The organism is Candidatus Hydrogenedentota bacterium, from assembly GCA_012523015.1.
GTDB lineage: Bacteria > Hydrogenedentota > Hydrogenedentia > Hydrogenedentales > CAITNO01 > JAAYBJ01.
In genome coordinates, this window is sequence record JAAYJI010000008.1 from 1 (window position 1) to 9,220 (window position 9,220).

The following is a 9,220-nucleotide window of genomic DNA, read 5'->3' on the forward strand; positions in this document are numbered from 1 at the left end:
AACAACGGCACGGACAGGACCTCCGGCAACAATACCGGTACCGCGGGAGGCGGGTTTCAACAAAACACGTGCGGCTCCCAGTCTGCCGGTCACTTCGTGCGGAATAGTCGTGCTTACGATAGGCGTTGACATCATTGATTTGCGTGCCTTCTCTCCGGCTTTACGGATCGCATCGGATACTTCAGAGGCTTTGCCAAGGGCAGCGCCTACCCTCCCATTACCATCACCAACAACAACCAACGCGCTAAAATTAAAGCGGCGTCCGCCTTTTACAACCTTCGCAACACGATAAATCTTTACCACGTGCTCTATAAGCTCTTCTTGCGCGTGTGCTTCCGAATCCGAATCAAATCTACGAGTCATCTGATCGCCTTTTTTGTTAAGAGTAGCCGTACTCAAGTGTCCTAATTCCTAAAACTGTAGCCCGGCTTCACGGGCCGCGTCGGCGAGGGCCTTGACCCTGCCATGATATAAATGACCACCTCGGTCGAAACAAGCCAAGCTGATATTCAATGCCTTAGCACGTTCACCTAAGGATTTACCGACTTCTTTGGCTGCGGCAATGTTGCTGCCCGAAATCTTTAAAGATACGGAAGAAGCGGATGCCAAGGTGTGCCCTGCAATGTCATCAATCAACTGGGCGTAGATATGTTTGCTGCTCCGTATCACGCGTAAGCGCGGCTTTTCAGAGGTGCCTTTGATATTCTTACGCACGCGAAAGGCGCGGCGCTTCAGCAACTCCATTTTTTTATCCATCTTAGCCATAAAAAAAACCTTTCAAAATATCCTGATTAAGGACATATACCTGTCGTTTATGCTCCCGCTTTACTTTCCTTGCGCAAGACGAACTCATCTTGATAACGAATCCCTTTGCCTTTATAAGGTTCAACGGGCCGGACTTTACGGATATTGGCTGCTACTTGTCCCACGGACTGCCGGTCAATACCGGAAACATGGATCGTTTGCGCGCCTTCAACTTCAAGGGTGATGCCTGCGGGCGGCTCAATGACCACGGGATGGCTATGCCCCACTTGCAGATTTAGGTTTTTACCTTGAAGCGAAACACGGTAGCCGGTACCTTCAATAAGCAGCGTTTTACGGAAGCCGGTACTGACGCCGACCACCATATTATTAATCAGTGTGCGCGTCAATCCATGCAAAGAGCGATGTTCAATACTGTCGCTCGGCCGCGTGACGACGAGCGCATTATCTTCTAAAGCAATCGTGATTTCAGGCGAGAAGGAAGCTTCTAAACTGCCTTTGGGCCCTGTAATCTTAACATGGTTATCTTTCAGCTCGCACTTGACTCCGGCTGGAAATTCCACCGGTAATTTACCTATACGTGACACGTTATTGCTCTCCTGTCATCGAGTTTGCTTTGAAACTCGCTATTAGTATTACCACGCTTCGCATAACAGCTCGCCGCCCAGCTTTTGAGCACGCGCCTGTTTACCGGTCATCACTCCCTTGGAGGTACTCAGTATGGAAATGCCCAAACCGCTGCGTACGGGCTTCACTTCATCGTGACGCAGGTACACGCGCAAACTGGGCTTGCTGATCCGTTTAATACCCTGTAAAACGGGTTTACGATTCGTCAAATAGCGCAGCTGAATACGGATGATTCCCGGCGCAGGTGTTTCCGTCTCTTCAAATCCGCCTAAATAGCCCTGTTCAGTAAGAACACGGCAAATGGCAACTTTAAGATTGGAGCGCGGCACATCCACGGTTTGTTTACCGGCCTGCAGACCATTTCTTACACGTGTCAACATATCAGCGATTGGATCACTCATCGACATGACAATAATATTCCTTACTTAGAAAAAAGAGTTTTACCAACTGGACTTCGTAACACCGGGGATTTTCCCTTCATGGGCCAATTCCCGCAAGGCGATACGCGACATGGCGAATTTCCGCAGATAACCTCTGGGACGCCCCGTCACTTTACAACGGTTACGGTGTCGGACAGGACTCGCGTTGCGAGGCAATTTTGCTAATTGTCTCGACGCTTCCAGCCGCTCTTCCATCGTTAACGTAGTATCAATAACACGGGCTTTCAGAGCCTCGCGGCGACTGCGATATTTTTCAGCCAGTCGCATCTGCTTTTTCATTTTTTCAATCTTGCTGGTCTTAGCCACAGTAACGCACCTTGTCTTGAGCGCCGTATTGGCACCCGGTTTCTACCAGAGTTAATTTGCGAACGGCATTCCCAAATGTCGAAGTAATGCCCGACTCTCTTCTGCCGATCCGGCATTCTTAATGACGAACGTAACATTCATACCGCGCACACGTCCCACTTTATCCAAATCCACTTCGGGGAAAATGGTTTGCTCACGAATCCCCAAGGTATAGTTGCCGAATTTATCGAAAGCCTTGGGAGACAGACCGCGAAAGTCACGGATACGGGGAATGGCAATATTAAATAACCGATCCATAAATTCCCACATGTACCGACCGCGAAGCGTGACCATGCAGCCGACATTGGCGCCAGCGCGCAGTTTAAAATTAGAGATCGATAAACGTGCTTTGCGAATTACCGGCTTTTGACCGGTAATCAAGGCCAGTTCCGCTGTCGCCGCGTCCATCAATTTAGCATCGGCAATCGCATCCCCAACACCCATGTTGACAACGATTTTTTCTAAGCGCGGCACTTGCATAACATTGGCATATTTAAATTCTTCGCGCAACGCGCCAATAATTTCGTTGTTGTATTTATCTTTAAGTTTCACAACCACGGTTGTTTTCTCCCGATCTATCGGTTATTCCCAAGCCGCGGAGCCTACTGAATGCTCCTACGGCAACGGAATTAATCCACGGTTTCTCCATTAATCTTCCAAACACGAACACGTCCACCATCTGCCAGCCGTTTCATGAAAATCGCAGACGGCGCTTTGGCTGATTCACACCAAGCCATCACATTAGACATATGGATGGGCGCTTCTCTTTCGATAATGCCGCCGGTCTGATTTTTGCTGCCCGGTTTCGTGTGATGTTTACGAATATTCACGCCTTCAACAAGCAGGGTGTCATTCTTCCGGAAAACTTCCAATACGCGCCCGCGTCGTCCTTTATAACGGCCGCTCGTAACAATAACGGTATCTTTTTTTCTAATATACATAGCAGCTTAACTTCCTATATGACTTCGGGTGCCAAGGACAAGATACGAAGGAAACCGCCCTCACGCAATTCACGCGGTACGGGGCCAAAAATACGGGTTCCTCTCGGCTCTTTTTGAGGATTAATTATAACGGCAGCGTTCGTGTCAAAGCGGATCGTCGTTCCATCAGCACGTTGGGTCGCATGTTTTGCGCGTACGATAACCGCTTTTACGACGTCGCCTTTTTTAACGCCCGCATTAGGCAGCGCTTCACGAACGCTGGCGGTAACAATATCGCCGATCCCGGCATAGCGCCGTTTCGAACCGCCCATAACCTGGATGACCCGCAATTGGCGCGCTCCGGAATTATCGGCAACCAACAATTTTGAATAAATCTGAATCATCGTTAATTTCCTTCACCCTTTATTCAGCGCGTTTAATGACTTCCACCAAGCGCCAACGTTTCGTTTTGCTCAGCGGACGGGTCTCACGAATGCGCACCACATCGCCAACTCGACAGGTTTCAACCTCATCATGGGCTTTATATTTTTTGTTGCGCCGCAAGGCCTTGTTATAAAGACGGTGTTCTTTAACACGTGACACCGAAACGGTAATGGTCTTATTCATCGAAGTACTGGTAACAATGCCAACACGTTCTTTTCGGTGGCTCTGCTGCAATTCAGGCTGCTGAAGGACGTCTGTGCTCATGATTTAATGTTCCCTTTCGCGGCGGCAATTTCCCGCTCTTTCATGATCGTCTTAACTCGTGCAATATCTCGGCGTGCTTCCCGTGCGAGGCGGCAATTATCCACCACACCCGTGGCCTGTTGCAGTCGAAAATTAATTATATTGGCTTGGCAATCCTGAATAATTTTCAGCAATGCTTCATCTGTTTTTTCTCTAAGTTCTTTGGCTCTCACTGCTTTGGACTCCTACCTGTGAAAGATGCCGATTATTGCATCCGAGAAATAAATTTCGTTTTAATGGGCAGTTTAAAGCCTGCCAGACGTATCGCTTCACGGGCAAGCGGTTCGCCCACACCTTCAATCTCAAACATAACACGGCCGGGCTTCACAACGGCAACCCACTGGTCAGGCGCGCCTTTACCTTTGCCCATACGGGTTTCGGCAGGTTTCTTCGTAATCGGTTTGTCCGGAAAGATTCGGATGTATACTTTTCCGCCACGGCGAAGATGACGCGTGATCGCCACACGAGCAGCCTCAATCTGCCGCGCCGTAATCCAGCCGTCCTGCATCGCCTTAAGACCGAATTCACCTTCTTCCAGCTTACAACCGCCCTTGCTGGCACCGCAACGACGGCCACGCTGCACTTTGCGGAATTTTACTCGCTTTGGCATCAACATAGTTATTCTATCTCCAAACTACCGGTTTGACCGATGTAATACGTTATATCTAAATCCAGGCTCCGGCACGCACCAAAGGAGCCCTTCTCCTTATCAGTCCATTTTACGGCCGCCGCGGGCACCGCCGCCGCCGCCACGACCATGACGTTGATCACCACCGCGCCGCCCCGGATGGGGGCTTTGCCGACGTTTCTCGCCGGAACCGCCATAGGTAACCACATCGCCGGGCATGATATCGCCAAGATAAATCCAGACTTTCACGCCAATAGCGCCATAAGTCGTTCGGCTCGTAGCGGTACCATAATCTACATTGGCACGAAGCGTATGGAGCGGAACGCTTCCTTCGCGCGCCTGCTCGGCTCGGGCGATTTCTGCACCGTTCAGCCGACCCGCCACACGGATACGAATACCTTTGGCGCCTAAGCGCATGGTGTTCTGCATGGCTTTTTTCATGGCGCGACGGAAGGAGACGCGCCGTTCCAGCTGCCCAGCCAACCGTTCTGCAACTAACTGTGCGCTCAGGTCTGCGACAGGAACTTCTTTAATTTCGATTTCAATTTCGTGACCGGTAAGCGTTTGCAGTTCTTGGCATAACTGCTCTACACGATCCCCTTTTTGACCGATAGCATAAGCGGGCTGCGGTGTATAAATGTGCACCTTCGTTTTGTGACCCACCCGTTCAATATCGATCTTAGCAACATCTGCCTTCGGATTGTCAGGATCTTTTTCAAGCCGCATTTTCACATACTTGCGAATTTCCAAGTCTTTGTGCAATAACTCGGCATAATCCTTGTCGGCGTACCAAATGGATGACCAATTTTGGATCACGCCCAATCTAAAGCCGAAGGGATGTATTTTCTGGCCCATGGTATCTCCTCTTATTCGCTTAAGAACAAGGTAACGTGACTGCTACGGTGACGAATGCGCCCGGCGCGACCGCGCGCCATCGGACGGTGACGGTAAAACATACGCCCTTCATCGACCATAATGGTGCTCACAACAAATTCATCAGGATCAATGCGGCGCCGTGCTTCGCGTGCACGCCATTCTGCATTGGCCACGGCGGAATCAAGCAGCTTCCGAATCGGTTCTGCGGCGCGCTGCGGGGAAAACTCTAAGATATCGCGAGCTTCTAACACGCGCTTGCCTCGAATAAGGTCTGCTACAAGGCGCGCCTTGCGCGGGGAAAGTCGCACATTACGCAATGTTGCCTCGGCTGTTAACATTACCTTGTCTCCTGTTATCTACCGCCCGCATGGCTGCGGAACGTTCTAGTAGGCGCAAATTCGCCCAATTTATGACCGACCATATTTTCCGTGATAAAAACAGGAATAAAATTCTTCCCGTTGTGCACAGCCACTGTTAAACCAACCATGTCTGGAATGATCGTGGAACGACGGGACCATGTCTTAATGACGCGACGGTCCCGGTCTCTCTGTTGCTTTAACACGTGTTGCAGCAGGTGATCGTCTATGAAATATCCTTTTTTCAGTGAACGTGACACCTGTTTTCTCCTTATCTGGGTTCCGCCCCGAAGGGCAATTCATTTCTCTTGGAACGCTCTCTAGCGTCCCGCTATATGGGCCGGCTCACCACTTAGGCGTTACGACGTCGAATAATAAACTGGTTAGACCGGTTTTTTTTCCGACGGGTCTTCGCGCCTTTCGTGGGTTTACCCCAAGGGGTAACCGGATGACGACCGCCCGAAGTACGACCTTCACCACCGCCCATGGGGTGATCCACCGGATTCATGACAACGCCGCGCACTTTCGGACGCCGTCCCAGCCAGCGAGTGCGACCCGCTTTACCAAGGACGATGTTCTGGTGTTCTTCGTTGCCTACTTCACCCAAAGTTGCCTGACAATTGCTTTGGAAACGCCGCATTTCGCCGGAAGGCAGACGCAATACAACAAAGCGGCCTTCTTTGGCAAGGACTTGGCACTTATTGCCGGCAGAGCGTGCAATTTGCCCGCCTCTGCCCGGGATCAGTTCCACGTTGTAAACGAGACTTCCCAAGGGAATGTTCGCCAAGGGAAGCGTATTACCCAATTCGTATTCCGCTTCAGGACCACTGAGAATCTTTTGACCCACAGTCATCCCTTTATGGGCGATCATATAGCGTTTTTCACCATCAGCATAGACGATCAATGCAATACGCGCCGTCCGATTGGGATCGTATTCGATGGTCGCTACTTTTCCGGGAATACCGATTTTGTCCCGTCTAAAGTCAATTAAACGGTAGAGCCGTTTGGCACCGCCGCCACGACGACGTAACGTAATACGGCCTGCATGATTACGACCGCTGATGCGTTTTGTGGGGCGCAACAGGCTCTTTTCGGGTTTGCTGGTGGTCAGATCAGAAAAGTCTGACACACTCATTTCGCGCCGGGAAGGGGTATATGGTTTAAATCTTTTCAACGACATAACGACATCTCCGTCAGATTAATTCGATCACATCGCCCGCGCGAAGGGTGACAATAGCTTTTTTCCATTGGGACCGACGACCGGTGCGACGGGTACCTAAAGGCCGCCGCATCTTGCCACGGTAATTCATGGTATTTACGGAAACCACCTTGATTTCTTCTTTACGGTACATCTCTTCGATGGCTTCACGAATTTGGTGTTTATTCGCCCATGCACTCACACGGAATACATAATGATTACCGTTTTCGCGCAGAATCTGAGATTCTTCAGTGACGATCGGGCGGTCTATAATTTTATGATATTCCACGGTCATGACAAACGTTCCTCAAGTTTCGGAAGAGCTTCTTGCTGGACCAACACAGAGGAGGCACGGATAACATCCAAAGCGCTCACATCCATTGCGGTACGTACATATACATTAGGAATGTTACGTGAAGACAACAAGGTATTTTCATCGTAATCGGCCGTTACGAACAAGGTACGGCGACTGTTAGTAGCGACCTTGTCCAGCATTTCCGCGAATACACGGGTTTTCGGCTGTTCAATTTTATAATCAGCAAGTACACGCAGCCGTTCGGAGCGGGTACGCGCCGTCAACAAGGCGCACAGTGCTTTTCTCTTCATCGCCGTCGTAATGTTATTGCGATAGTTACGGGGAACCGGTCCGAAAACCGTGCCGCCACCACGCAAAATAGGATCTCGGCTGCTGCCGCGCCGTGCTCGGCCTGTTCCTTTTTGGCGGAAAGGTTTTGCGCCGCCACCTGAAACCTTGCTGCGTGTTTTGGTCGCATGAGTGCCTTGTCGCAAGGCGGCTTGCATGCCCACAATAACGTCGTGAACAAGGGTTTCACTGGTATCGTGGTTAAACACCTTTTCGCTGACATCAATGGCGTCCTTTTCGACGCCTTCCATCGTATAAACTTTCAGGGCTACCATAGCTTATCTGGCTCCCTTCACTGTATGTTTGACTACTATTACACCACCGTTGGCGCCAGGAATCGCTCCTCGAACAACCAACAGGTTTTTTTCGGGATCAACGTCGACAATTTCAAGATTTTGGACGGTGACCGAGCCATTACCCATCCGACCGGGCAGTTTCTTGCCCTTCACGATTTCAGACGGTGAAGCACTCGCACCAGCAGAACCGGGTCGACGATGGAACTTTGAACCGTGTGAACTCGGTCCGCCTGCGAAGCCGTGACGTTTCATAACGCCTGCGAAGCCGCGCCCTTTACTTAAGCCGGACACATCGACCCGATCACCTTTTTTGAAGATATCGGTACGAATTTCGTCGCCCGGTTTCAGCGGACTTTCATCTTCCACTTGGAATTCACGAAGTACACGTTTCGGATCGACACCGGCCTTCTTGAAATGATTTAACAAAGGCTTGGTACAACGCTTTTCTTTTTTATCGCCGAAACCAACTTGGACGGCTTCATATCCATCGGTATCCCGGGTTTTACGCTGAACCACGGTGCAGGGACCTGCCTGAAGCAGGGTCACGGGGATCCATAGGCCATCCTCGGTAAAAACCCGAGTCATGCCCAGTTTCAACCCTAATAATCCTTTCAGCATCATTGGTATCCTCACTACGGAACGGGTACTGCATCATGCAGCTTCGTCCGTATTACAATCGTTACTGTTTGATTTCCACATCCACTCCCGCAGGAAGCACAACCTTCATCAACGCATCCACTGTCGACGCGGAAGGCTCTAAGATGTCGAGCAGCCGTTTATGGGTGCGACATTCAAATTGCTCCCTGGATTTCTTATCAACATGGGGTCCGCGTAACACCGTATATTTGGAAATGTTCGTCGGAAGAGGAATAGGTCCGCGTACACCGGCACCCGTAGCCTTGGCGGCCTGTACGATATCGGCGGCGGATTTATACAACAGACGATGATCGTAGGCTTTCAGTTTAATTCGAATTTTGTGGCTAGACGCCATAGTTATTCTCCATTGGCACGACGTTGCTAATAAAACGTTGACCAGGCTAAATACACAAAGTTCGCTTCAACTTGTGCGCGATAAGAGAGATACCGCGCACAAGCGATACTCTATCAGTCCAAAAACTTGGTAACGACACCGGCGCCAACCGTACGGCCGCCTTCACGAATAGCGAAGCGAAGTTCTTCGTCCATCGCGATGGGCGTAATCAGTTCTGCGGTAATCGTCACGTTGTCACCGGGCATAATCATTTCCACGCCTTCGGGAAGATTCAAGGAACCGGTAACGTCCGTGGTACGGAAATAGAACTGGGGACGATAACCCGTGAAGAAAGGTGTATGACGACCGCCTTCTTCCTTTTTAAGCACATAAACTTCGGCCTCAAATTTCT

Annotated in this window: 20 protein-coding genes; all 20 read right to left on the reverse strand. The window is 50.4% G+C overall.

What is annotated here, in order from left to right; genetic code table 11:
- On the reverse strand, window positions 1-363 hold a 363-nt coding region (locus tag GX117_00480), incomplete at its 3' end, for a hypothetical protein (GenBank protein NLO31821.1).
- 48 nt (window positions 364-411) lie between these two features.
- Window positions 412-765 carry a 50S ribosomal protein L18 gene (rplR, locus tag GX117_00485; GenBank protein ID NLO31822.1) on the reverse strand — a complete coding sequence of 118 codons (354 nt, stop codon included), beginning with the start codon at window positions 763-765 and terminating at the stop codon, window positions 412-414.
- Window positions 766-812: 47 nt separating this feature from the next.
- Complete coding sequence (rplF, locus tag GX117_00490; protein ID NLO31823.1) at window positions 813-1,349, reverse strand: 50S ribosomal protein L6; 537 nt, start codon at window positions 1,347-1,349, stop codon at window positions 813-815.
- Between the two features lie 48 nt (window positions 1,350-1,397).
- Entirely contained in the window at window positions 1,398-1,796 is a 399-nt protein-coding gene (rpsH, locus tag GX117_00495; GenBank protein ID NLO31824.1) for a 30S ribosomal protein S8, read from the reverse strand.
- 33 nt (window positions 1,797-1,829) lie between these two features.
- Window positions 1,830-2,135: a 30S ribosomal protein S14 gene (rpsN, locus tag GX117_00500; protein NLO31825.1), complete on the reverse strand. Its 306-nt coding sequence runs from the start codon at window positions 2,133-2,135 to the stop codon at window positions 1,830-1,832.
- Between the two features lie 51 nt (window positions 2,136-2,186).
- On the reverse strand, window positions 2,187-2,732 hold the full coding sequence (rplE, locus tag GX117_00505) for a 50S ribosomal protein L5 (protein ID NLO31826.1): 546 nt from the start codon (window positions 2,730-2,732) through the stop codon (window positions 2,187-2,189).
- Between the two features lie 71 nt (window positions 2,733-2,803).
- Window positions 2,804-3,115, reverse strand: a complete 312-nt coding sequence (locus tag GX117_00510) for a 50S ribosomal protein L24 (GenBank protein NLO31827.1) — start codon at window positions 3,113-3,115, stop codon at window positions 2,804-2,806.
- 14 nt (window positions 3,116-3,129) lie between these two features.
- Window positions 3,130-3,498: a 50S ribosomal protein L14 gene (rplN, locus tag GX117_00515; GenBank protein NLO31828.1), complete on the reverse strand. Its 369-nt coding sequence runs from the start codon at window positions 3,496-3,498 to the stop codon at window positions 3,130-3,132.
- A 19-nt stretch (window positions 3,499-3,517) separates the two neighbouring features.
- Entirely contained in the window at window positions 3,518-3,802 is a 285-nt protein-coding gene (gene rpsQ / locus GX117_00520) for a 30S ribosomal protein S17 (GenBank protein NLO31829.1), read from the reverse strand.
- Entirely contained in the window at window positions 3,799-4,014 is a 216-nt protein-coding gene (gene rpmC, locus GX117_00525) for a 50S ribosomal protein L29 (GenBank protein NLO31830.1), read from the reverse strand. Before rpmC ends, rpsQ begins: the two co-directional genes overlap by 4 nt.
- A gap of 32 nt (window positions 4,015-4,046) precedes the next feature.
- Window positions 4,047-4,457 (reverse strand): 50S ribosomal protein L16, encoded by a 411-nt coding sequence (gene rplP, locus GX117_00530; protein ID NLO31831.1) that lies wholly within the window; start codon window positions 4,455-4,457, stop codon window positions 4,047-4,049.
- A gap of 93 nt (window positions 4,458-4,550) precedes the next feature.
- On the reverse strand, window positions 4,551-5,324 hold the full coding sequence (gene rpsC, locus GX117_00535) for a 30S ribosomal protein S3 (protein ID NLO31832.1): 774 nt from the start codon (window positions 5,322-5,324) through the stop codon (window positions 4,551-4,553).
- Between the two features lie 11 nt (window positions 5,325-5,335).
- Complete coding sequence (rplV, locus tag GX117_00540; GenBank protein ID NLO31833.1) at window positions 5,336-5,683, reverse strand: 50S ribosomal protein L22; 348 nt, start codon at window positions 5,681-5,683, stop codon at window positions 5,336-5,338.
- A gap of 14 nt (window positions 5,684-5,697) precedes the next feature.
- Window positions 5,698-5,961 (reverse strand): 30S ribosomal protein S19, encoded by a 264-nt coding sequence (rpsS, locus tag GX117_00545; protein ID NLO31834.1) that lies wholly within the window; start codon window positions 5,959-5,961, stop codon window positions 5,698-5,700.
- A gap of 92 nt (window positions 5,962-6,053) precedes the next feature.
- A complete protein-coding gene (gene rplB / locus GX117_00550; protein NLO31835.1) occupies window positions 6,054-6,881 on the reverse strand; it encodes a 50S ribosomal protein L2 in 828 nt (275 codons plus the stop codon).
- Window positions 6,882-6,894: 13 nt separating this feature from the next.
- Window positions 6,895-7,188 carry a 50S ribosomal protein L23 gene (rplW, locus tag GX117_00555; GenBank protein ID NLO31836.1) on the reverse strand — a complete coding sequence of 98 codons (294 nt, stop codon included), beginning with the start codon at window positions 7,186-7,188 and terminating at the stop codon, window positions 6,895-6,897.
- Window positions 7,189-7,190: 2 nt separating this feature from the next.
- Complete coding sequence (rplD, locus tag GX117_00560; GenBank protein NLO31837.1) at window positions 7,191-7,817, reverse strand: 50S ribosomal protein L4; 627 nt, start codon at window positions 7,815-7,817, stop codon at window positions 7,191-7,193.
- A gap of 3 nt (window positions 7,818-7,820) precedes the next feature.
- Window positions 7,821-8,456, reverse strand: coding sequence for a 50S ribosomal protein L3 (gene rplC / locus GX117_00565; protein ID NLO31838.1), 636 nt, complete (start codon window positions 8,454-8,456; stop codon window positions 7,821-7,823).
- A gap of 61 nt (window positions 8,457-8,517) precedes the next feature.
- Entirely contained in the window at window positions 8,518-8,829 is a 312-nt protein-coding gene (rpsJ, locus tag GX117_00570; protein ID NLO31839.1) for a 30S ribosomal protein S10, read from the reverse strand.
- Between the two features lie 113 nt (window positions 8,830-8,942).
- Window positions 8,943-9,220: elongation factor Tu (tuf, locus tag GX117_00575; GenBank protein ID NLO31840.1), on the reverse strand; the 278-nt coding region annotated here is incomplete at its 5' end.

Excerpts from the sequence above, each read along its gene's own strand:
- rplR (NLO31822.1), bottom strand. The coding sequence starts at position 765 with ATGGCTAAGATGGATAAAAAAATGGAGTTGCTGAAGCGCCGCGCCTTT.
- rpsH (NLO31824.1), bottom strand. The coding sequence starts at position 1,796 with ATGTCGATGAGTGATCCAATCGCTGATATGTTGACACGTGTAAGAAAT.
- GX117_00510 (NLO31827.1), bottom strand. The coding sequence starts at position 3,115 with ATGTATATTAGAAAAAAAGATACCGTTATTGTTACGAGCGGCCGTTAT.
- rplN (NLO31828.1), bottom strand. The coding sequence starts at position 3,498 with ATGATTCAGATTTATTCAAAATTGTTGGTTGCCGATAATTCCGGAGCG.
- rpsQ (NLO31829.1), bottom strand. The coding sequence starts at position 3,802 with ATGAGCACAGACGTCCTTCAGCAGCCTGAATTGCAGCAGAGCCACCGA.
- rplP (NLO31831.1), bottom strand. The coding sequence starts at position 4,457 with ATGTTGATGCCAAAGCGAGTAAAATTCCGCAAAGTGCAGCGTGGCCGT.
- rpsC (NLO31832.1), bottom strand. The coding sequence starts at position 5,324 with ATGGGCCAGAAAATACATCCCTTCGGCTTTAGATTGGGCGTGATCCAA.
- rplV (NLO31833.1), bottom strand. The coding sequence starts at position 5,683 with ATGTTAACAGCCGAGGCAACATTGCGTAATGTGCGACTTTCCCCGCGC.
- rplB (NLO31835.1), bottom strand. The coding sequence starts at position 6,881 with ATGTCGTTGAAAAGATTTAAACCATATACCCCTTCCCGGCGCGAAATG.
- rplD (NLO31837.1), bottom strand. The coding sequence starts at position 7,817 with ATGGTAGCCCTGAAAGTTTATACGATGGAAGGCGTCGAAAAGGACGCC.
- rplC (NLO31838.1), bottom strand. The coding sequence starts at position 8,456 with ATGCTGAAAGGATTATTAGGGTTGAAACTGGGCATGACTCGGGTTTTT.
- rpsJ (NLO31839.1), bottom strand. The coding sequence starts at position 8,829 with ATGGCGTCTAGCCACAAAATTCGAATTAAACTGAAAGCCTACGATCAT.